Annotated in this window: 21 protein-coding genes and 1 pseudogene; 10 read left to right on the forward strand and 12 right to left on the reverse strand. The window is 69.3% G+C overall.

Annotated features, from left to right (window positions below):
* Positions 1-5 precede the first annotated feature (5 nt).
* The 3 genes from asnB to ACXJJ3_RS19680 all read right to left on the reverse strand — a co-directional run bounded on the left by asnB (position 6) and on the right by ACXJJ3_RS19680 (position 3,007).
* On the reverse strand, positions 6-1,835 hold the full coding sequence (asnB, locus tag ACXJJ3_RS19670) for an asparagine synthase (glutamine-hydrolyzing) (protein ID WP_458171663.1): 1,830 nt from the start codon (positions 1,833-1,835) through the stop codon (positions 6-8).
* A 90-nt stretch (positions 1,836-1,925) separates the two neighbouring features.
* Positions 1,926-2,369: a hypothetical protein gene (locus ACXJJ3_RS19675; protein ID WP_458171664.1), complete on the reverse strand. Its 444-nt coding sequence runs from the start codon at positions 2,367-2,369 to the stop codon at positions 1,926-1,928.
* Positions 2,366-3,007: a hypothetical protein gene (locus ACXJJ3_RS19680; protein ID WP_458171665.1), complete on the reverse strand. Its 642-nt coding sequence runs from the start codon at positions 3,005-3,007 to the stop codon at positions 2,366-2,368. The genes ACXJJ3_RS19675 and ACXJJ3_RS19680 overlap by 4 nt, the downstream gene beginning before the upstream one ends.
* A 49-nt stretch (positions 3,008-3,056) precedes the next feature.
* Between ACXJJ3_RS19680 and ACXJJ3_RS19685 the strand changes: the two genes are divergently transcribed.
* Entirely contained in the window at positions 3,057-3,767 is a 711-nt protein-coding gene (locus tag ACXJJ3_RS19685) for a class I SAM-dependent methyltransferase (RefSeq protein ID WP_458171666.1), read from the forward strand.
* Positions 3,768-3,884: 117 nt separating this feature from the next.
* Entirely contained in the window at positions 3,885-4,154 is a 270-nt protein-coding gene (locus ACXJJ3_RS19690) for a hypothetical protein (protein WP_458171667.1), read from the forward strand.
* Between the two features lie 9 nt (positions 4,155-4,163).
* On the opposite strand, the gene acs is transcribed toward ACXJJ3_RS19690, so the two are convergent.
* Both acs and ACXJJ3_RS19700 read right to left on the reverse strand, forming a co-directional pair.
* The gene (acs, locus tag ACXJJ3_RS19695) at positions 4,164-6,098 is read right to left on the reverse strand and encodes an acetate--CoA ligase (protein ID WP_458171918.1); all 1,935 of its coding nucleotides are present in this window, start codon (positions 6,096-6,098) and stop codon (positions 4,164-4,166) included.
* A gap of 199 nt (positions 6,099-6,297) precedes the next feature.
* Positions 6,298-6,912 (reverse strand): hypothetical protein, encoded by a 615-nt coding sequence (locus tag ACXJJ3_RS19700; RefSeq protein ID WP_458171668.1) that lies wholly within the window; start codon positions 6,910-6,912, stop codon positions 6,298-6,300.
* Positions 6,913-6,990: 78 nt separating this feature from the next.
* Between ACXJJ3_RS19700 and ACXJJ3_RS19705 the strand changes: the two genes are divergently transcribed.
* On the forward strand, positions 6,991-7,140 hold the full coding sequence (locus ACXJJ3_RS19705) for a hypothetical protein (RefSeq protein ID WP_458171669.1): 150 nt from the start codon (positions 6,991-6,993) through the stop codon (positions 7,138-7,140).
* Between the two features lie 6 nt (positions 7,141-7,146).
* Here the strand turns inward: ACXJJ3_RS19705 and ACXJJ3_RS19710 are convergent, their stop codons facing one another.
* Together ACXJJ3_RS19710 and ACXJJ3_RS19715 are read right to left on the reverse strand one after the other, a co-directional pair.
* Positions 7,147-7,587: a MarR family winged helix-turn-helix transcriptional regulator gene (locus ACXJJ3_RS19710; protein ID WP_458171670.1), complete on the reverse strand. Its 441-nt coding sequence runs from the start codon at positions 7,585-7,587 to the stop codon at positions 7,147-7,149.
* Between the two features lie 39 nt (positions 7,588-7,626).
* Complete coding sequence (locus ACXJJ3_RS19715) at positions 7,627-8,019, reverse strand: winged helix-turn-helix transcriptional regulator (protein WP_458171671.1); 393 nt, start codon at positions 8,017-8,019, stop codon at positions 7,627-7,629.
* Between the two features lie 73 nt (positions 8,020-8,092).
* On the opposite strand from ACXJJ3_RS19715, the gene ACXJJ3_RS19720 reads away from it, so the two are divergent.
* Positions 8,093-9,253 carry an NAD(P)H-binding protein gene (locus ACXJJ3_RS19720; protein ID WP_458171672.1) on the forward strand — a complete coding sequence of 387 codons (1,161 nt, stop codon included), beginning with the start codon at positions 8,093-8,095 and terminating at the stop codon, positions 9,251-9,253.
* Positions 9,254-9,298: 45 nt separating this feature from the next.
* A complete protein-coding gene (locus ACXJJ3_RS19725) occupies positions 9,299-9,973 on the forward strand; it encodes a sugar isomerase domain-containing protein (RefSeq protein ID WP_458171673.1) in 675 nt (224 codons plus the stop codon).
* A gap of 88 nt (positions 9,974-10,061) precedes the next feature.
* Here ACXJJ3_RS19725 and ACXJJ3_RS19730 read toward each other — a convergent pair whose 3' ends face one another.
* Positions 10,062-12,200, reverse strand: coding sequence for a DUF222 domain-containing protein (locus ACXJJ3_RS19730; RefSeq protein WP_458171674.1), 2,139 nt, complete (start codon positions 12,198-12,200; stop codon positions 10,062-10,064).
* Positions 12,201-12,799: 599 nt separating this feature from the next.
* Between ACXJJ3_RS19730 and ACXJJ3_RS19735 the strand changes: the two are divergent.
* A pseudogene (locus ACXJJ3_RS19735) lies at positions 12,800-13,072 on the forward strand (GNAT family N-acetyltransferase); the annotation flags it as partial.
* A gap of 157 nt (positions 13,073-13,229) precedes the next feature.
* Here the strand turns inward: ACXJJ3_RS19735 and ACXJJ3_RS19740 are convergent.
* Positions 13,230-13,988 (reverse strand): GntR family transcriptional regulator, encoded by a 759-nt coding sequence (locus tag ACXJJ3_RS19740; RefSeq protein ID WP_458171675.1) that lies wholly within the window; start codon positions 13,986-13,988, stop codon positions 13,230-13,232.
* Positions 13,989-14,188: 200 nt separating this feature from the next.
* Here ACXJJ3_RS19740 and ACXJJ3_RS19745 point away from each other — a divergent pair, with 200 nt between their 5' ends.
* Positions 14,189-15,136 carry a glutathione S-transferase family protein gene (locus tag ACXJJ3_RS19745; RefSeq protein WP_458171676.1) on the forward strand — a complete coding sequence of 316 codons (948 nt, stop codon included), beginning with the start codon at positions 14,189-14,191 and terminating at the stop codon, positions 15,134-15,136.
* 17 nt (positions 15,137-15,153) lie between these two features.
* On the opposite strand, the gene ACXJJ3_RS19750 is transcribed toward ACXJJ3_RS19745, so the two are convergent.
* Together ACXJJ3_RS19750 and ACXJJ3_RS19755 are read right to left on the reverse strand one after the other, a co-directional pair.
* Positions 15,154-16,443 (reverse strand): SLC13 family permease, encoded by a 1,290-nt coding sequence (locus tag ACXJJ3_RS19750; RefSeq protein WP_458171677.1) that lies wholly within the window; start codon positions 16,441-16,443, stop codon positions 15,154-15,156.
* Positions 16,444-16,453: 10 nt separating this feature from the next.
* Positions 16,454-16,900, reverse strand: a complete 447-nt coding sequence (locus ACXJJ3_RS19755; protein WP_458171678.1) for a CBS domain-containing protein — start codon at positions 16,898-16,900, stop codon at positions 16,454-16,456.
* Positions 16,901-17,162: 262 nt separating this feature from the next.
* Here ACXJJ3_RS19755 and nhaA point away from each other — a divergent pair, with 262 nt between their 5' ends.
* From nhaA to ACXJJ3_RS19770, 3 genes are read left to right on the forward strand one after another with little or no spacing between them, the layout of a single operon-like run.
* Positions 17,163-18,374, forward strand: a complete 1,212-nt coding sequence (gene nhaA / locus ACXJJ3_RS19760; RefSeq protein WP_458171679.1) for a Na+/H+ antiporter NhaA — start codon at positions 17,163-17,165, stop codon at positions 18,372-18,374.
* Between the two features lie 46 nt (positions 18,375-18,420).
* Positions 18,421-18,867, forward strand: a complete 447-nt coding sequence (locus ACXJJ3_RS19765; RefSeq protein WP_458171680.1) for a phage holin family protein — start codon at positions 18,421-18,423, stop codon at positions 18,865-18,867.
* A 50-nt stretch (positions 18,868-18,917) separates the two neighbouring features.
* On the forward strand, positions 18,918-19,769 hold the full coding sequence (locus ACXJJ3_RS19770; protein WP_458171919.1) for an alpha/beta fold hydrolase: 852 nt from the start codon (positions 18,918-18,920) through the stop codon (positions 19,767-19,769).
* Here the strand turns inward: ACXJJ3_RS19770 and ACXJJ3_RS19775 are convergent, their stop codons facing one another.
* Positions 19,770-20,468: a hypothetical protein gene (locus ACXJJ3_RS19775; protein ID WP_458171681.1), complete on the reverse strand. Its 699-nt coding sequence runs from the start codon at positions 20,466-20,468 to the stop codon at positions 19,770-19,772. It lies immediately after the preceding gene.
* Position 20,469: the final 1 nt, after the last annotated feature.

The following is a 20,469-nucleotide window of genomic DNA, read 5'->3' on the forward strand; positions in this document are numbered from 1 at the left end:
TTCTCCTACCGCGGCAACTTGATCTCCGGTCGGTAGAGGTCCATCCAGGTCGCCAGCGACAACGTCTGCTCGAGCTGCCGGCGCGCCGCGCCGTCGGCCGAGGCGGCCAGTTGGAGCGCGACGTCGCGGTCCACCAGGTCGAACACGGCGTGCCGTTCGGCGAGGAGTTCGCGGACCTGGCCGGCCAGCGTCTCGACGTACGCCGGGTCCTGGGTCTGCGGGTACGGCGACTTGCGCCGGTCCACCACCGACTGCGGCAGCACGTCCTGGGTGGCCGCCCGGAGCAGGCTCTTCTCGTGCCCGTCGAACGTCTTCAGCGACCACGGCGTGTTGTATACGTATTCAACGAGCCGGTGGTCGCAGAACGGGACCCGGACCTCGAGCCCGACGGCCATGCTCATCCGGTCCTTGCGGTCCAGCAGGATCCGCACCATCCGGGTCAGGTGCAGGTAGCAGACCTTGCGCATCGCCCACTCGTCGTCGGACTCGCCGTCGAGCCGCTCGACCTCACGGACCGCCTCGGCGTACCGATCGCGCAGGTGCCCGCCCAGATCGAGCTGCTTCAGGATCTCCTTCCGCAGCACGTGTATCTGGTTCCCGCTGCGCCGCGACGCCATGTAGGCGATCCACGGGAACATCGGCTTCGTCCGTACGTCGGGGTCGTGGAACCACAGGTACCCGCCGAACACCTCGTCGGCCGACTCGCCCGACAGCGCGACCGTCGACTGCTCGCGGATCGCCGAGAAGAGCAGGTACAGCGACCCGAAGATGTCGCCGCCGAGCGGGGCGTCGTTGGCGCGGACCACCTTCCGCCGGATCTCCGGATCGGTCAGCGCGGCGTTGTCCAGCACGATGTCGGAGTGCTGCGAGTGCACGAGATCCGCGACGTCGTGCACGTACGGCGTGTCCGGCGTACCGCGGAGCTCGTCCGGCTGGAAGTTCTCCTCCTGCCCGACGAAGTCGACCGCGAAGCTGCGGACCTTCCGCCCCTCCTCGGCCAGCTGGCCGGCCGCGAGCGCCGTGATCGCGCTGGAGTCGAGCCCACCGGACAGCAGCACACATTCCGGTACGTCGGCGACGAGCTGGCGGCGGGTGATGTCGTCGAGGAGTTCGCGGACGTGGGCGACCGAGGTGTCCTGGTCGTCGACGTGCTGCCTGGTCTCGAGCCGCCAGTACACGCTGGCGTGGACGCCGTTGCGGTCCACCGTGACGACCGTCCCCGGCTCGACCTCGCGCATCCCGGACCACAGCGCGGCGCCGGGCGTCTTCGACATTGTCAGCATCTCGCGCAGCCCGCCGGCCTCGACCACGGCCGGTACAGCAGGGTTCGCGAGGATCGCCTTCGGCTCGGAGCCGAACAGTACGCCGTCGGCGGTCGGGTAGTAGAAGAACGGCTTGATGCCCATCCGGTCGCGGACCATCACCAGGGTCTCGGTCCGCGGGTCCCAGATCGCGAGCGCGTACATGCCGTTCAGCCGTTCCGCGAACGCGGTGCCCCATTCGGCGTACGCCCGCAGTACCACCTCGGTGTCCGAGTCGGTCGTGAACGGATGCCCACGGCGGCGCAGCTCGTCGCGGAGCTCGGTGTAGTTGTAGACCTCACCGCTGTAGACCATCCCGAGCGTGACGCCGCCGACGTCGCTGCTCATCGGCTGCTCGCCGCCCGGCAGGTCGATCACCGCGAGCCTGCGATGCCCGAGCGCCACGTGCCGCGCATACCAGGTGCCCCGCGCGTCCGGCCCGCGACAGGACATCGTCTCGGTCATCGCGTCGACGACCGCCCGCTCCGCCTCGAGGTCCTGCCGGTACGCCACCCATCCGGTGATGCCACACATCCGGTTCGCTCCTCTCCGCCAGAAATACATTCCACTCCAATGTATTTCTGGCGGAGAGTGACAACAACGCTCGGCTGAGTGATCAAACTCTCAGAGCTGCGTCGCGACAACCCCGAGCGCGAACGCCAGTCCCGCGAGCCCGAGCATCGCGGTCGCCAGTCGAACCAGCCTCCGCTGCAGCACCGGCAGCTCGGCCGCGGTCGCGAACACCCGCTGCGGCCAGTGCCGCCAGGAGACGTACCAGAAGATCCCGCTCGCGATCAGCAACAGCAGGCCCTTGACCGCATGCAGCTGCCAGTTGTCGTGCCGGATCAGCAGCATCCCCACCCCGGTGACGGCGATCGCCGCAACCAGGCCTATGACCTTCCAACGGTTGCCCGAGGCAATAACCGCGGTGAGCATCTCCCGCCCCTCGCGATCCTCCCCGAAGTACCTCTTCAGCTTCGGCTGCACCACGAACAACGAGTAGGCCATCCCACCCACCCAGGCCGCCGCCAGCCCCGCATGCACCACCGCCAGGATCGCGAGCGTCATTGCGCGAACGCCTGGAACGGCAGCAGCCCGACCAGCTGCCCGAGCTTGCCCAGGGTCTCCACGATCTCGTCGGGTTTCGTCCGGCCGAAGATCGGGTGCTCCATGAACAACAGGTCGTCACCGACGACCGCCCAGGTGTGCAGCTTCGCGCTGCGCATCAACTGCATCAGTTGTGGGTGGAGGTAGTAGGCGGCGACGTTCGGGTCGGTACCGACCAGCTTGTACCAGCGGTTGAACTTGGAGTCCGGCGTCAGCGGCTCCGGAAACGGGTCGACGTCGAACGCCGGATCGATGCTGGAGGCAATCTGGAAGAACGGCAACGGCCGCGGCAGCTTCACCACCCAGACCGAGTCGATCGTGACGGTGTCCCGCGAGCTCAGCTCCCGATCGGTCCAGGCGTCGTGGTAGTGCGTCACCTTCGGCCGTCGGTGGAAGTCGAAGGTGAGGAACGGCATGCCGTTGAACTGCCCGTTGACCACCCCGAACACGATCCGCTGGTCCCCGCGCTCGGTGAACGGCAACACCTGCCAGGCATCCGCGAACTCCGGTGCCTCAGGCCGGAACTGCCATCCCCACTGCTGAGCCAGCTCGCTCCGCTCCCGGTTGGTCTTCTCGATCCGCTTGGCCTCGATCGTCACCCCACGACAGTAGGCCCGACCAGGTGCACCCCGGGGTAGCCTCGCGGCCATGGACCCGTGGCAGACCCTGACCACCGACTACGAACACCGCCGGTCCCGGGAGGACTCGCTCGACCGGTTGATGGAGTGGGACGCGCAGCGCTCGATGATCGGATCGGTCGAGGGCAAGACGATCCTCGACGTCGGCTGCGGCAACGGCGGCAAGGCGATCGAGCTTGCGACACGGTACGGCGCTGCGTCGGTCGTCGGCGTGGATATCGGCGCCGAGTTCCGCACCCCGCCCAGCCAGGTCTCGTTCCACTCCGGGGATCTCTCCACGCTGGACGAACTCGACGTGCTGCACGGTTCGCGGTTCGACGTGGTGCTGTTCCTCCAGACCCTCGCCTACGCCCGCGACCGCGCCCGTACGCTCCGCGCGGTCCGCTCGCTGATGACCGACGACGGCGTACTGGTGGTTTCGATGGCGCACCCGATCCGGTACGCCGTCGAGCGGTCCGAGCGCGACGGGGTCGGGATCGGGGACGCGTACCACGCGGTCGGCCCGTACTCGTATCCGTCCCGGTGGAATCCGGAAATCACCCTCACCCACACCACCGACACGTTCTCGACCATCCACAACTCGCTGACCGGCAACGGCTTCCGGGTCGAGGAAGTGCTCGAACCGCAGCTGTCCGACGAGAACAAGCGGCGTTACCCGCACAAGCAGGAGTGGCTCTCGCGGTACGTCGGGATCATCATCCTCCGGGCGCGGCCGGCGTGAGTGGGGTTCGGGTGTTGCATCGGACCGGGCAGTGGTGCCGGGGGTGGCGGATCGGGGAGGTGGTCGGGTACGACGTGCCGATTCTGCCGGAGTACCGGGTGGAGGGGCGCGGGACTGTTGATCGGTGGGCTGGTCGTGCATGACCTGTACGTCGACTTCCTGATTCCGCCGGGCGTGGAGCGGTATCAGGTGCTGGATCTCGACGAGCTGGCTGGAGCGTTGGAGGGCGGCGAGATCACGCCGGCTCAGTGCGCGCGTGTTCTCGCCGACACCCAACGGTTCGTCGACAAGTATCTGCGGCGTGCGGAGGAAGGACCGAACGGCCCTTCCTCCGCGTTCCCGCCGGCGGAAGTTGTCGAACTCGAAGGACTTCCGTCGTTCTTGTGAAGGATCCGGTCAGTCCTCGTCGGACTTGCCGGACTCCAGGTTGGTCTTGATCAGGTCCATCACGGTCGAGTCGGCCAGCGTGGTGACGTCGCCGACCTCGCGGTTCTCGGCGACGTCGCGGAGCAGCCGGCGCATGATCTTGCCGGAGCGCGTCTTCGGCAGCTCCGAGACGACCATGATCTGCCGCGGCTTCGCGATCGGGCCGATCTCCTTCGCGACGTGGTTGCGCAGCTCCTGGACGACGTCCGGTCCGCCGTCGCCGGCCTCCGAGCGGAGGATCACGAACGCCGCGATCGCCTGGCCGGTGGTCGGGTCGGACGCGCCGACGACGGCCGCCTCGGCGACCTTCGGGTGCGAGACCAGCGCGGACTCGATCTCGGTCGTCGACAGCCGGTGGCCGGAGACGTTCATCACGTCGTCGACCCGGCCGAGCAGCCAGAGGTCGCCGTCCTCGTCCTTCTTCGCGCCGTCGCCCGCGAAGTACACGCCCGGCCAGCGCGACCAGTACGTGTCGACGAACCGTTGGTCGTCACCCCACAGCGTGCGCAGCATCGCCGGCCACGGCTTGGTGATCACGAGGTACCCGCCGGAGCCGTCCGGCACCGACTTGCCGGCGTCGTCGACCACGTCGACGGACACACCCGGGATCGCCTTCATCGCGGCGCCCGGCTTGCCGGCGGTGACGCCCGGCAGCGGGGAGATCATGTGCATCCCGGTCTCGGTCTGCCACCAGGTGTCGACGACCGGCGCCTTGTCCCCGCCGATGTGCTCGCGGTACCAGACGTACGCCTCCGGGTTGATCGGCTCACCGACCGACCCGATCACGCGCAGCGAGGACAGGTCGAACTTCGCCGGGATGTCGGCGCCCCACTTCATGAACGTCCGGATCGCGGTCGGCGCGCAGTACAGGATCGACACCTTGTACTTCTGCACGATCTCCCACCAGCGACCCTGGTGCGGGGTGTCCGGCGTGCCTTCGTACATCACGGAGGTGGTCGCGTTCGCGAGCGCGCCGTACACGATGTAGCTGTGCCCGGTGACCCAGCCGATGTCGGCCGCGGTCCAGTACACGTCGGTGTCCGGCTTGAGGTCGAACACACCCCACTGCGTGTACGACGTACCGACCAGATAGCCACCCGTGGTGTGCAGGATGCCCTTCGGCTTGCCCGTGCTGCCCGACGTGTACATCACGTACAGCGGGTGCTCGGCGTCGAAGGCCTCCGGCGTGTGCTCGGTCGACTGCTTGCCGACGACGTCGTCCCACCACAGGTCGCGCCCCTCGACCATGGCGGTCTCCTGCCCGGTGCGCTTCACCACGACCACGTTGCGCACCTTGGGGTAGTCCACCAGCGCGGCGTCCACGGCGGGCTTCAACGCCGACGGGGCGCCCCGCCGGTACCCGCCGTCGGAGGTGATCACCACGCGCGCGTCGCAGTCCTCGATCCGGCCCTTCAACGCGTCCGACGAGAACCCGCCGAAGATCACCGTGTGCGGGGCACCGATCCGGGCGCAGGCGAGCATCGCCACGACCGTCTCGGGGATCATCGGCATGTAGATCGCGACGATCTCGCCGGCCTTGACGCCGAGCTCGAGCAGCGCGTTCGCGGCCTTGCAGACCTCGTCCTTGAGCTGCGCGTAGGTGATCTCGCGGGTGTCACCGGGCTCACCCTCGAAGTAGTACGCGACCTTGTCGCCGAGACCGTTCTCGACGTGCCGGTCGACACAGTTGTACGCCGCGTTCAGCTTGCCGTCGGCGTACCACTTGGCGAACGGCGGGTTGCTCCAGTCCAGCGTCTGGGTCGGCTCGGTCGCCCAGGTCAGCCGCTTGGCCTGCTCCGCCCAGAACCCCTCGAAGTCCGCGTCCGCCTTCTCGTAGGCGTCCGCTTTCAGGTTCGCGTTGGCGGCGAGCTCGGCCGGCGGCTCGAACCGACGCTCCTCGTGCATCAGGTTCGACAGTGCCTCGGACTGCGGTGGTTCTTGATTCGTCACGTCGACGACTCCTCCTCGCTGGCTTCGGCGCGGCCGCGCGCCCGGTTACCTTTCTACCAATGCAAACCCTTGCAAGGAACCGGGGTATCGCTCAGCCGCGCCGAATCTGCGCCGAACAGGACCGTTCCGGGGCCGGACGGGGCCGGCCGCGGGCTCAGCGGCCGAGCAATGTCCGGTCCGCGGCGGTCGCGGCCGCGAGCAGCAGCTTCCGCCGGTTCGCGGCCTGCATCTGGGTCTCCTGGGTCTTGTCGGCGCAGCAGTCGGTGCCCCAGAGTTCGACCTCGACCAGCGCGTTCGACCGCCGGAACCACAGCCGCGACGTGGCCATACCGTGGAAGACCTCCGTCGCCAGGAACGCCGACTCTCCGATCCCCGGCACGTCCCCGACCGTTGCGTGGTTTGCAACCTGACTGCTCCGCTGGTCGTCGTACTCCCCGGCCGCCCCGTCCGCGCCGTGCCGTTTCGCGGGGTACACGCTGACGTGGATCGTCAGCCGCCGCTCGATCGGGCCCTTCGCGTACGCCGAGTACCAGTGCGCGCGGGGCTGCTTGAACGACCAGAGGCAGTACTTGTACGGCAGCAGGACGTGCGACTCCTTCTCCTGCGCCGTACCGAGCCTGGCACCGACGTCCGTCACCCGGACCGCCTGCTCCCGCGGCAGCAGCTCGCAGGCGCTCAGGCTCTCCGGGTACTTCGCGTCCACCTTCGACTGGCAGCCGCTCAGGACGGCCAGCACCAGCACGATCGCGACCAGCCTCGGCGTCGGCATGGGCGGAGAGTAGAGCGGCGGCCGGGTCAATTCGGCGTACGACGGAACCAACCGGCCGGATCCTGCATCAGACTTGATGTGAACCCGACCCAGCCGACCCCGCCGATACCCGCCGCCACCGACGAACACCGGAAGATCTCCCGCGCCGCGCGGCGTCGGGTGCACGCCCGTGAGCTGCGCGTCCGCCGGACCCAGGCGGCGCTCCGCGCCCAGCTGCCGGCGGCCTGACCGCCGCTACTCCTGGTGGTACTTGAGGAGCTTGCCGAGGATCGTGCTCAGCTTGTTCCGGTCGGTGGCCGACAGCGGGGCGAAGATCTCCTCCTGCGCCTTGCCGACCAGGTTGTTCAGCCGCCGCTGGTGCCGCTTGCCGGCGGTGGTGATCGTGATGACGTTCCGGCGGCCGTCGGCCGGGTCCGGGCTGCGCTCGACGTACCCCTCCGCCTCCAGCTCGTTGAGCGCGGCAACCACATCGCTACGGTCGATCGAACTGCGTCGCCCGAGCTCCGCCTGACTGGCGGGGCCGAACTCCACCAGCGTCGCGAGCAGGCGGAAGTGGTACGCCCGCGCACCTCCGGCGGCGAACGACTCGGTGACGATCCGGTGTGCCTGGGCCGCACTCTGCGTCAGCAACCAGCTCGGCAATTGGGTCAGGGCGCTCGGCGTCTGCTCATCCACCCGCGCAGTCTAGGTCGTCAACGGTTCGCCATCGGCGATTTATTGGCCGGGCCTACGATTTGACGCGACGGCCGGAGTCGGCTCCGGTGCTGGATCCTGTGCGTCGAGGAGCTCGTCCCAGTGGTCCTCGGCCCACTCGCACAGCGCCCGCAACGGTTCCAGCAGGCTGCGGCCGAGGGCGGTCAGCTCGTACGTGACCCGGCGCGCGTCCTGCACCCGGTCGACGAACCCGTCGCGCTCGAGGGCACGGAGCGACTGCGTGAGCATCTTCGGGCTGATCCGGGCGAGCGGGATCCGGAGCTCGGAGTACCGGCGCGGCCCGTCCTCCAGACAGCGGAGCACCATCCCTGACCATTTGTCCGTCCCGACCCGGAACGGCAGCACGGTCGACGGGCAGATCTCCTCGAACATGTCCGCACGCAGCGCCTGCATGCCGTCCAAGGTATCCAATCGGTAACCACCTCCTCTTCTACGGTCGCCGTACCCATTCGTCGAGGAGGTTGCGGTGAGCAAGATTCTGGTGATCGGAGCCCAAGGCCGGGCCGGCTCCGCGGCAGTCACGGAGGCCCGAGCACGAGGCCACGAGGTCCTCAGCGTCGCCCGCAACCTCCCCACCACAACCGCCCCCACCCCGGCAACCCCCGGCACAGCGGACTCCGGTACGGCGGACTCCGGCACAGCGGACTCCCGCACGGCAGACTCCGGTACGGCGAACTCCGGCGCGGCCGGCCCCGGCACCGCGGATTCGCGCACTGTCGACTCCCGCACAGCCAGCCCCAGCACAGCGGACTCCCGCACGGTGGACTCCCGCACAGCGGACTCCCGCACGGCGGGCTCCGGCACGGCGGGCTCCGGCACAGCCGGCTCTGGCATGGCGGACCGCAGGGTGGAACGCTCGGCCGATCATTCGGCGCGCGGGGTGGGGGCTGGCGGCGCCGCGGACGGCGGGGTGGTGGTTGGGAATGTGTTGGACGTGGGGCGCATTGCGGAGTTGGCGCGTGGGCGGGATGCGGTGATCGCGGGGGTGTACGACGGCTCGGCCAACCCCGGCGACTTCTTCCCGCGGGCGGCGCGGGCGCTGGTGGAGGGGCTGGCGCAGGCCGGCGTACGGCGGCTCGTGTGGGTCGGGCTGGCGTCGATCCTGCCGACCGCGGACGGGACGTTGCTGATGGACACCGACGGATATCCCCGCGAGTACCGCCCATTCTTCCTCGCACACCAGGCGGCGCTGGACGTGTTCGCCGCGTCCGACCTCGACTGGGTCTCCCTCGCCCCCGCCGGCGACTTCAGCCACCCGGACCCGTCCCCCAAACGCGGGCACCACACCGACCCGGCGGCCGACCTCAACCACGCCGACCAGCCCACGGACGACGGACACCACATCGACCCAACAGCCGACCCCGACTACGCCGACCGGTCCACGAACGGCCGGCACCACGTCGACCCAACGGCCGACCTCAACCACGCGGACCCGTCCATGGACGACGGGCAGCGCGTTGGCCCAGCGGGTGGCCTCGACCACGCGGAGCAGCGCAGGGAGGGCAGGTATCGGGTCGGGGCGGCGGATGGGCGGGCGCGGATCTCGTACGCCGAATTCGCGGTCGCGCTTGTCGACGAAGCAGACCACCCGACGCGGCACCGGGCGGCGTACGGCGTACTGGTCTAGACGGGGGTCTCGCGGGGTCCGGCGTACGGACGATAGGTTCGGGGCATGGCTGGGGCCGAGGAGTACTTGGACAAGGCGTTGGCGATCGCGCACCGCGCGGCCGAGACCCAACTGGGCGCGATCCGGGTCGCCGCCGGGCTGATCGCCGACGCGCTCGCCGCCGGTCGCACGTTCTGGGTCTTCGGTACCGGCCACAGCCACACCCTCGCCGAAGAGCTGTACGGCCGCGCCGGCGGCCTGGCCGACGTCCGCGCCATCCTCGAACCCGGCCTGATGCTCCACGAGGGCCTCCAGAAAAGCTCCCTCCTGGAACGCCTCCCCGGGCTGGCCGAGGTACTCCTCGAGATCAACCCGCTCGAGCAGGGCGACGTCCTGCTGATCGCCTCGAACTCCGGCCGCAACGCCGTACCCGTCGAATTCGCCCTCGGCGCGCGCGAACGGGGCGTCAGGGTGATCGCCCTGACGTCCCTCGCCCACTCCAACGCCGTTGCTTCTCGCGCGCCCACCGGCGAACGCCTCTTCGAAACCGCGGACGTCGTACTCGACAACTGCGGCATCCCCGGCGACGCGCTCATAACCGTCCCCGGCACCCCCGAACCCACCGGCGCCACCTCCACCGTCGTCGGCGCGCTCCTCCTCCAGGCCCTCACCGTCGAGGTCGTAACCCACCTCACCGACCGCGGCCAACCACCCAATGTCCTGCGCAGCCTGAACGTCTAGCTCACCCAGGCGCACCACGCCGCCGGCGCCGCGAGCCGCGCCTGCACAGACGATCGAGCATTGACCGGCGCGGTGACCGGCGCGCCGGTCAGAAGGGTGGAGGGTCGTCCGATGTGGGTTTGCCTGTTGGGGGTGGTTGTTGGGTGATGGGTCCGCGGGCGGGTGGGACGGTGGTGTAGCGGTGGCCGGTGGGTGTGGTGAGGGTGATTGAGCCGTTGGGGTGGTTGGTGGTGGTCCAGCCCCAGGCTTTGGTGTCTTTGATGACGTGGTGGTATTCGCAGAACGGTGCGAGGCCGGTCAGGCTGGTGGTCCCGGTTTGTGCGAAGGGTCTGCCGTGGTCGCGGTCGCATTCGCGGGAGGTGCGGTTGCAGCCGGGCCAGGCGCAGGTGGGGTGTCTGGCGAGGAGGGTTTCGGTGACGAGTGTGCCGGGGTCGTGGCGGGTGGTGGAGGCTTCGAGGACGGTGCCGTTGGCGGGGTCGGTGAGGAGGCGGCGCCAGGTGCCGTCGGTGGCGATGCGGCGGGCCAGTTCGGCGGGGATGGGGCCGTAGCCGGTGAGTTCGCACACCTCATCGGGCACCTCGTCGCACACCTCATCGGGAATCTCGGCGGGCATCTCGTCGGACAGCTCGTGGTCGGGCTGGTTGGTGCCGAGCAGGGTGGTGATCGGGATGGTGATTTCGATGTGGGGTCGTCGGCGGTGCTGGTCGGGGAGTCGGCGCCCGAGCCAGTCCAGTCCGTTGTGGAGCATGTGTTCGAACAGGTCTGCGACGACGTCGGCGCGCCGTTGCGGCGCGATCCGTTCGTCTCGTGCCGGACGTGCGACCTCAGCGGGATCGGCCGGGTCGGCCACGGTGTCCGGCTCGGCCAGGTCGGGAAGGTCAGCCAGGTCGGCCGGGGAGTCCGGGTCGGCCGGGGTGTTCGGGTCGGCCGCGGTGTTCGGGGCCGGGGTGGTCGAGGTGGCCGGGGCGGAAGGTTGTGGTCGGGGTGCCTCGGCGGTGGGTGGGGTTGGGGTCTGGGCGGCGGCGGGCGGGGTGGCGGCTTCGGTGGGTGTCATGCGGTCGGGGGTGCTGGTGTTTGTCCGGGGGCGCTGAGCGGGTGCGGCGCCCCAGAGTCCGGATGCGCTGCCAGGCGCACGGTCGGGCGTGGTGTCTGCGGCACTGACCGCGGTGGTGTCCGGGGTGTTGGGTTCGCTGGAGGCGCTGGAGGCGCTGGAGGCGCTGGACGTGCTGGACGTGCTGGACGTGCTGGTGGGGGTGGCGCGTTTGGCGAGGTCGGCCATGGCTTGGATGACGATCCACATTTGCTGGATTTTGTCGGCGGTGTGGACGACCCAGAGGCCGGCCATGCCGTCGGCCAGGGGGACGATTTTGCAGGTGCGGTCACGGATCGCGTCGCGGTGGCGGTCGGTGTCTTCGCGGGTGGTGTGTTTGGCGACCTGGCGGCGCAGGGACTGGTTGAGGTTTCGGTGGGTTTGGCCGGGGGCGCGTTTCAGGATGTGGGCTTCGACGGATTGGGCGGCGGTGGCGGGTAGGGCGCGGGTGGCTTCGGAGATGGCGAGGGCTTTGGAGAGCGAGATCGCGCCGCAGCGTAGTGCGGTGTGGGTGGCGGTCAGGGTGCCGGTGAGGTGCAGGGCGGTGTCGATGTGCCGGGCCGCGGTCTCTTTGGACAGGTGGAGGGCGGCGCCGATTTCGGCGGTCCAGGACCGTTCGGGGTCGATCGGGCGGCCCGAGGTGTCGATGTGGGTGGGGTGGGGGATCCCGGACGGACCGGTGGTTTGGGCTTTGCGTTGCCGCCAGAACGAGGCGATCGAGGCGGTCTTGACGGAGGCGGCCCAGGCCTCCAGCCGGGCGGCCGCTTTCATGGCCTCGATCAGCGCGATCGGTGACTCGCACTGGGGGCGCAGTGTCTCCAGGGCGGCGGCCAGCTCGGCGCCGGGTGGCAGGAACACCCAGGCCGGTGCCTTCAGCCGCAGCATGGCCCGTTCGGCCTCGTCCTGGTCGACGCCGGCCCACTCTTGCCAGTCGAACTGCTCGACACGGGACATCGGCGGCAGGTCGTCGTACAGGTCTTCCTCGCCCACGTACCGCGGTGGACACGAGCCGTCGACGTCGTACAGACCATCCAGGAAGTCGGTGTCGTACGCATCGTCAGGCGGCTGCTCGGGTGGCCACCGATCCGGCGGCAACGGGTCAGCCAGCAGATCTGTGGGCGGCGGAACTACAGACACCACAGCGGCTTGGCCGCGACCAGGACAGGACCGCGGTGCGACGGTCTCCGGTCGGGCGGCGCGGGGGCCGAGCAGCGCTATAGTCATGTGACTATATTAGAACAAATGTTCGATCACGCAACTCGAGAATCTGGGCGCCTCGGGCCGGTGCCGACGTAGGTCACTCCGGTGCGGGGCAGGCGATTCTCGGATGAGCAATCGCGCCAGCTCTGCTACCAACAGACGATGATCGTCAATGACATGCCAACCCTCTGGCGCGTTCAACTGGCGCTGGAGTGCAAGGCATTCGACAGCGACCGCCGGTTAGTACCAGTGCCGTGCCCAGCCCCGGATCCCCTGCCTACCGGCTACGTGGTGCGGTACCACGACGGCTCGAGTGAGCTCGCGTTCGCCGCGGCCGCGCCCGCATGGTTCGTGGACCAGATCGGCCGATACAGCACCGACGAACTGATCGACCGACCCGAGGTGCTGGCGAGGCGACTCCAGACCGACGGCCAGACCATCGGCCTGGGTCATTTCCACACCTATCGCTTCGACGACAACGCGGCAGTTCAGCAGCAAGCAGTCACTAGCAAGCAGTCACTCGTGACGGCCCTGAGGCCTATTCGATCGTCAGGGACGGGCAACCCGTTGCCTCCGCATCGTCGAGCCGCAGCAATGACTCTGCTGCCGAACTGTGGATCGAGACAGACCCCGCGCATCGACGCCACGGTTACGCGGCCACCCTTGCCCGTGCCTGGGCAGCCGGCGTTCAGCAAAACGCGAAGATCGCCTTCTACAGCCACCTGCACGAGAATGCGGCTTCGGCAGCCTTGGCAAGACACCTCGGGGTATCGCCGCTGTTCGAGATCATCGCCATCGACCTCAAGTAACCAGGCGACCGCTCCGCACCGCCGGTGCGAGGTTCCGCCCACCGCGGACCGTCGCCGGCACATCATCGGGCAACGCCTTCGGGAACGCAGGCCCTTCTGCCCAGCCGTCGACACATCGCCCCTCGATCGAACCCGTGCAGTAAGCGGCGACCTCAGCTCAGGTGGCGCGGTAGGCGACGGTTATGTCGTAGCGGTCGGAGCGGTAGATGGAGATGCCGAATTCGATCACCTGGTCGGTGGCGGTGCGGGGGGCCGAGGTGATGATCAGGCAGGGGGTGGTGCTGTCGATTTCGAGGAGTTCGGCGTCGGAGGGTTCGGGTGGGGCGGCGACGATGGATGCGCTGACCATGCCGAGGGTGACGCCGTACCGGGTGGAGAGCTCGGTGTAGAGGGACTTCTCGGTGAAGTCGATCTCGTCCAGGCCGGGGTAGCGGTGCAGGGACAGGGTGGTGCGTTCGATCGCCATCGGGTCGCCGTCGGCGGTGCGGAGGCGGACGAGGTGCAGGACGGGGGTGCCGACGGGTTCTTCGAGCTCGCGGGCGAGGTGTTCGTCGGCGGCGCCGACGCGGTGTTCGAGGACCTTGGCGCCGGGGCGGATGCCGCGGTTGACCATGTCCTGGCTGAACGAGGAGGCGAGCATCCGGGACGGGCGCGGCTCGGCGACGAAGGTGCCGCCGCCGGGGCGGCGGTTGGCGAGGCCTTCGGCCACGACCCGGTCGACCTCCTGGCGGACGGTCATCCGGGCGACACCGAACCGCTCGGCGAGGACGCGCTCGGACGGCAGCACGGTGCCGACGGCCAGCGAGCGGGTGAGGTTCTCCAGAATCTCGCGAATCTGGTCACCCTTCGGGCGATCCGTCCGCAGCTCGGTAGGGAGCTCGGCGAGGTCGCCTGGGTTGTTCCGTGGGCGGGCCATGAGGTCAAGTATCCCTGAGACTCTGCCCGGCAAACCGGTTGCCGGGGTACGCGGGCCGCGGTGTGTCGTACCGCGCAGGCCGTCCGGTACGAAGGTGCCCCGGCAGACCATGTCAGTCCGACTGTAACGTCCGCTGCCACTTCACGGCCAGTGACCTTCCACAGCCTCAGCCAATTGCCAGCGAGGGTAGTTTTAGCGTTATGACCCCGGCACAGTTCGCACAGGAGACGTCGTCGACCGGCGAGTGGAAGCGGCAGGGCAACAGGTTCACCGGCCGGATCAGCCGGGAATCGACGTCCGCGCCCGGCGCGGGACCGGACGACCAGGGTCGCTGGCCGGTCGAGCCGGGGCGGTACCGGCTGGTCGTCAGCCTGGCCTGCCCGTGGGCGCACCGTTCGGTGATCGTCCGCCGGCTGCTCGGGCTGGAGGACGCGATCAGCCTGGCGATCGTCGACCCGATCCGCGACGAGCGTGGCTGGCGGTTCGCCCTGGACGCGGACGGTCGGGACCCGGTGCTCGGGATCGCGTTCCTGTCCGAGGCGTACCTGCGGACCGATCCGGCGTACGACGGCCGCGTGACGGTGCCCGCGATCGTCGACACGGTGACCGGCGAGGTGGTGACGAACGACTACCCGCAGATCACGCTCGACCTCTCCACGGAGTGGGTCGACCATCACCGGGCCGGCGCCCCGCAGCTGATCCCGGACGACCGGGCCGAGATGGATCAGCTGATCGACGAGATCTACCGGGACGTGAACAACGGCGTCTACCGGTGCGGCTTCGCAACCGGGCAGGAGGCGTACGAGACGGCGTACGACGCCCTGTTCGCGCGGCTCGACGTACTCGAGGAGCGGCTCCGGGACCGTCCGTACCTGCTCGGCGACTCGTTGCGCGAGGTGGACGTCCGGCTGTTCACGACGCTGGTGCGCTTCGACGCGGTGTACCACGGGCACTTCAAGTGCAACCGGCAGAAGCTCACCGAGTTCCCGAACCTGTGGGCGTACGCGCGCCGCCTGTACCAGCTGCCGGGCTTCGGCGAGACCGTCGACTTCGACCAGATCAAGCGGCACTACTACGTCACCCACGACACCATCAACCCGACCGGGATCGTCCCGAAGGGCCCGGACCCGCGGGTCTGGACGGCCTAGGCAGCGCCGGGAGCCCTTCAGGAGAAGGCGAAGTAGCGCAGCCACAGGTACGGCGCCGCGACCAGGATCGTGATCGCGGTCATCACGATGCCCTTCCGGGTGAACGCCCAGAAGCTGATCGGGTGCCCGGCCCGGAGCGCGAGTCCGATCACCACCACGTTCGCGCTGGCGCCGATCGCTGTCGCGTTGCCGCCGAGGTCGGCGCCGATCGCCAGCGCCCACCAGAGCGCGTGCGCCTGCGCCGGGTCCGCGATGCCGTGGGTCAGATCGAGGACCACGGGACTCATCGTGGCGACGTACGGGATGTTGTCGATGACTCCGGACAGCAGGGCCGACACGAACAGCACCAGCATCGTCGCGAAGAGCGTGTGCCCACCGGTCAGCGAGCCGACCCAACCAGCGAGGTGCTCGATCACGCCGGTCTTCACCAGCGACCCGACCATCACGAACAGCCCGGCGAAGAACAGCAGCGTCTGCCACTCCACGCCGGCCATGTAGTCCCGGGTCGGAACCTTCGAGATCAGGACCAGTACGCCGGCACCGAGCAGTGCGACCACCGACGGCGCGATGTGGAACGCGGCATGTCCGACGAAGCCCGTGAACACCAGCAACAGCACAACGCCGCACTTGACCAGCAGCCGCCGGTCCTGGATCGCCTCCTTCTCGTTCAGACGGAGTACGTCGTCGACACGGTCCGGATCGGCCGTGAACGAGCCCTTGAACAACCTCGGCAGCACAAGCGTGAACACCAGGAGTTCGAGCGCGACGAGCGGCGTCAGGTGGATCAGGAAGTCGTTGAAGGTGAGGCCCGAGCGGCTGGCGATAATGATGTTCGGCGGGTCACCGATCAGGGTCGCGGCGCCGCCGATGTTCGACGCCATCACCTCCGCGATCAGGAACGGCACCGGGTCGATCCCGAGCCGGTCGCAGACCAGCAGCGTGACCGGGGCGATGAGCAGCACCGTGGTGACGTTGTCGAGGAACGCCGAGGCGGTCGCGGTGATCAGCGTCAGCAGGATCATCACCCGCAACGGTGATCCCTTGGCCCGCTTCGCCGCCCAGATCGCGACGTACTCGAAGACGCCGGTCCGCCGGAGCACGCCGACGATCACCATCATCCCGAACAGCAGGAACACGACGTCCCAGTCGATCCCGGTGTCCGGCGAGTAGAACGCGTGCTCGGCGTCGGTCACGCCGAGGGCGAGCAGGACGCCGGCTCCGCCGAGCGCGGCGAGCAGCTTGTGGGTCCACTCGGTCGCGATCAGCACATACGCGATGACGAACACCACGACGGCGACGACCGTCATGCAGGCTGCCCTAGTGCGCGGCGACCGCCACTTCCAGCAGCCGGGACGCGGTGATCGCACCGAGCACGCGCCCGTCCCGGACGACGACCACCAGCGGGCTGCGCAGCCGGGCCATGATGGCGGCGATCTCCAGGATCGTGTCGTCGTGGTTGACGACCGGGATCTCGCGAGGCTCGGCCGGCAGCAGCTTGCGGACCGTGAGGCCGGCCAGCTTGTCCGCGACCCGATCGGCGAGCGACTCGTCGATCACCCGGGCCAGCGACGGATCGTCCTGGACATAGCTCGGCACCAGGAACCGCACCACCTGCGAGGCCGGCAGCACACAGCACGGACTGCCGTCCGCCTGCGTGACGATCAGCCCCGGCAACCGGCGGGACGCCAGCAGGTGCACCGCCTGCCGGGCGTCGTCGTCCAGCCCGACCACCGGGAATTCCTCGGCCATCTGCTCTCCGTGCACGCCTGCAGAGTACGACGGAACGAGCCGGCTCGGTGACGTCTCTCACAGGGCTCTGACAGTGCACGGCACCTCCTGGGAACGGCTGACCACCCCGCAACCCCAACCGGGGCACGGGTCCTGCCGACCAGACTTCCCGGCGCACCGCGCCCAACCCTGCCGCAAACCCGACCCCCAGGCAAACACAAGCCGTTACAATGGAGGCGGTGCGCCGGGAAGTCTGGTCGGCATTCGCCCGACCGACCCCGAAACGAAGGGCCGACCCATGAGCCAGCACCCACGGATCCGCCAGAAGAAGCGCGCCTTCCCCCGTGTCCTCGGCCGCGAACGCGCGTTCCTCGCCGACGTACTGCGGGCCGAGACGACCGGTGGCCTGCTGCTGATCGCGGCCGCCGCCATCGCGCTGGCCTGGGCGAACTCCCCGTGGCAGGACTCGTATCACCACCTCCGCGCCCTGCAGCTCGGTCCGTTGACCGTCGAAGGGTGGGCGTCCGACGGTGCGTTGACGCTGTTCTTCTATCTGGCCGGTGTCGAGCTGAAGCGGGAGCTCGTGGTCGGGTCGTTGTCCAAGCTCAGCGAGGCGGTCGTCCCGGTGGTCGCGGCCGCCTGCGGAATGGTGCTTCCGGCAATCATCTACGTGGTGGTCAACGTCAGTGCCGGCGGCAACCCGCACGGCTGGGCGGTGCCGACCGCGACCGACATCGCGTTCGCGCTGGCCGTCCTCGCGATCGTCGGCTCGTCGCTGCCGAGTGCGCTGCGGGCGTTCCTGCTGACGCTTGCGGTGGTGGACGACTTCGGCGCGATCCTGATCATCGCGGTGTTCTTCTCGCACGGCTTCCACCTGCTGTCGCTGCTCGCCGCCGTCGCATTGATCGCGCTCTGGTACGTCCTGCAGCGGTTCCGCGTCCGTACGCCGTTTCTCTACATCCCGATCGCCATCGGCGCCTGGTGGTTCATGCACGAGTCCGGGATCCACGCCACGATCGCGGGCGTCGCGCTCGGGCTGGTCACCCGGGTGGTCGCGGACCCGGACGAGAAGGACGCGCCGGCCGAGCGGATCGAGCACCGGCTGCGGCCGTGGTCCGCGGGCGTCGCGGTACCGCTGTTCGCGCTTTTCGCGGCAGGCGTGACGTTGAGCGGCAGCGCCGTACGCCAGATGCTGACCGACCCGGTCGCGATCGGGGTGGCTGCCGGGCTGTTGTTCGGGAAGGCGATCGGGGTGTTCGGCGGGTCCTGGCTGACCGCGCGGTTCACCCGGGCCGAGCTGAACTCGGACCTGGCCTGGCGGGACGTCGCCGCGGTGTCGGTGCTGGCCGGGATCGGGTTCACGGTCGCGCTGCTGATCGCCCAGCTGGCGTTCGGGTCGGACACCGCTCAGATCGAGCGCGCGAAGGCTGCCGTACTGATCGCGTCGGTGCTTGCGGCGCTGATCGCGAGTCTGCTGCTGGCTCGCCGTAACCGCGCGTACGCCGATTGAGGGCGGGCACTGACGGTAGTGTCAGGCCTGTCCGGAAGGAGTTGCGATGTCGATGAACGGGGACGACGAGCCCACGGTCGGCCAACTGGTCGCGAACGTCAGCAAGGAACTGTCCAGCCTGATCCGCAGCGAGGTCGAGCTCGCGAAGACCGAGCTGAAGAAGACCGCGGTCGCGGCCGGTACCGGGGCGGGAATGTTCGCGGCGGCTGCCTTCCTGGCACTGCTCGCGGTGATCCTGCTGTGCATCTCCGCGGCGTACGGTCTGGTCGCGGCAGGGCTGCATCCGGCGATCGCGTTCCTGATCGTGGCCGGCGCGTTCCTGCTGATCGGCGCGATCCTGGTGCTGATCGGGCTCCGGGCGCTGAAGAGCGCGAAGGGCCCGACGCGGACGATCGAGACCTCGAAGGAGTCGGTCGAGGCGCTGAAGGCGATCGGCAAGGGCCACGACGAGGAGACCGCCGTCGCGCTGCCAGAGCCGGGCGTAGGGCGCTGAGCCCGGCAGGAGTCGTCGACCTGCTGGTCGACGGCCCCTGGTCGCACTCGCTGGTCGCGGCCAACGGGGCCCGGTTCCACGTCGCGGAGTGTGGCTCGCCGGACGATCCACTCGTCCTGTTCCTGCACGGCTTCCCGGAGTTCTGGTGGGCCTGGCGACACCAGCTGCCGGTGGTCGCCGCGGCCGGGTACCGCGCGGTCGCGATGGACCTGCGCGGGTACGGCGCCAGCGACAAGACGCCGCGCGGATACGACCCGTACACCGCGGCCGCGGACGTGTCCGGCGTGGTCCGCTCCCTCGGGGCCGCGGACGCCGTCGTCGTCGGGCACGGATGGGGCGGCTTCATCGGGTGGTCGGCCGCCGTACTGGCGCCCCGTCAGGTCCGCGCGCTGGCCGCCGTCTCCGCGCCGCACCCGTTGCTGCTCACGCGCTCCGGGCAGACGCGGGCGGTCACCCGGACCGCCTGGTTCCAGCTGCCGATCCTGCCCGAACGCCGGCTGCTCGCCCAGGACGGCGTCCACATCGAGCGCCTGCTCCGCGCCTGGGCCGCGCCGGGCGGCGCCTTCCCGGACGCCGAGGCCTCCCGCCGGTACCGCGCCGCGCTCCAGGTCTGGCCGGCGCCACACTGCGCGCTGGAGTACCACCGCTGGTTCGCCCGCTCGCGTCTACGCCCGGACGGCCGGAAGTACTCGAACCTGATGCGTACGCCGGTCGCCGTACCCGTCCTGCAACTCCAGGGCGCCCTCGACCCGGCGGTCTCCCCCACCGCGACCACACCCCCGGACCTGGTCGCGGCACCGCTGCGGCACGAGATCATCGCCACGGCCGGCCATTTCCCGCACGAGGAAACGCCGGCCGCGTTCAACACCCTCCTCCTGGACTGGCTGGCCGCTATCCGGTGATCAGCGGTTCCAGACGCCCAGGGTCTGCGTGATGACCCAGTGCGCGCCCCTGGGCTCCACCCGATACCTGAGCGAGGTCGCCGTCCCACGGCACCCGAGCGACGTCGACAGCGCCACGCCGACTTCGAGATGGTCGCCCTTGTCGAGCACCTCGCTGACCACGATCATCGCCGTCTTGGGGTACTTCGCGCAGTTCGCGTCGGCCGGCAGCGGCGGGTCGAGAAACGTCACGGGCAGGATCCGCAGCGTGTGCGAGACGATGACCGCACGCTGGGCCACGGAGAACCGCTGCGCGAGCTGCATCCGACTTGCCGCGGCGGCCGGGCGGTCCAGCACGATGGCCCGGGTGAAAGGGCCGGAGCTTGTCGGCTTCGCCGGGAGCTGGAAGCGTCGGAGCATCACTCCGATCGCCAGGCCCCAGATCTCGGCGTCCCTGGTCGTGTAGTCGGCAGGTGCCGCGGTCACCGTGGCCGCCGGTTGGACCGTGTCGGCCGGGCGCACGCGCTGGACGCCGTACAGGACGCCCCCGAGCACCACCAGGACCATCGCCGCTGCCAGCAGAACAGGCGTCAGACCGCGGCGCTTTGTTGCCGTCGGCACGTAGTGGTCGTCCAGGACGGCGTGTCCGACCCTGGCCTCGCGGTCCGCGAAAGTCTCCCGGAGCAGCGTGCCGAGCTCGTCGTCGGTCAGATCGGGCATG

It is taken from the genome of Kribbella sp. WER1, from assembly GCF_054189145.1.

Bases quoted from the DNA above. Each gene is read 5' to 3' on its own strand.
- asnB (WP_458171663.1), bottom strand. From the start codon at position 1,835: ATGTGTGGCATCACCGGATGGGTGGCGTACCGGCAGGACCTCGAGGCG.
- ACXJJ3_RS19675 (WP_458171664.1), bottom strand. From the start codon at position 2,369: ATGACGCTCGCGATCCTGGCGGTGGTGCATGCGGGGCTGGCGGCGGCC.
- ACXJJ3_RS19685 (WP_458171666.1), top strand. From the start codon at position 3,057: ATGGACCCGTGGCAGACCCTGACCACCGACTACGAACACCGCCGGTCC.
- acs (WP_458171918.1), bottom strand. From the start codon at position 6,098: ATGCACGAGGAGCGTCGGTTCGAGCCGCCGGCCGAGCTCGCCGCCAAC.
- ACXJJ3_RS19700 (WP_458171668.1), bottom strand. From the start codon at position 6,912: ATGCCGACGCCGAGGCTGGTCGCGATCGTGCTGGTGCTGGCCGTCCTG.
- ACXJJ3_RS19715 (WP_458171671.1), bottom strand. From the start codon at position 8,019: ATGCAGGCGCTGCGTGCGGACATGTTCGAGGAGATCTGCCCGTCGACC.
- ACXJJ3_RS19725 (WP_458171673.1), top strand. From the start codon at position 9,299: ATGGCTGGGGCCGAGGAGTACTTGGACAAGGCGTTGGCGATCGCGCAC.
- ACXJJ3_RS19740 (WP_458171675.1), bottom strand. From the start codon at position 13,988: ATGGCCCGCCCACGGAACAACCCAGGCGACCTCGCCGAGCTCCCTACC.
- ACXJJ3_RS19745 (WP_458171676.1), top strand. From the start codon at position 14,189: ATGACCCCGGCACAGTTCGCACAGGAGACGTCGTCGACCGGCGAGTGG.
- ACXJJ3_RS19750 (WP_458171677.1), bottom strand. From the start codon at position 16,443: ATGACGGTCGTCGCCGTCGTGGTGTTCGTCATCGCGTATGTGCTGATC.
- nhaA (WP_458171679.1), top strand. From the start codon at position 17,163: ATGAGCCAGCACCCACGGATCCGCCAGAAGAAGCGCGCCTTCCCCCGT.
- ACXJJ3_RS19765 (WP_458171680.1), top strand. From the start codon at position 18,421: ATGTCGATGAACGGGGACGACGAGCCCACGGTCGGCCAACTGGTCGCG.
- ACXJJ3_RS19775 (WP_458171681.1), bottom strand. From the start codon at position 20,468: ATGCCCGATCTGACCGACGACGAGCTCGGCACGCTGCTCCGGGAGACT.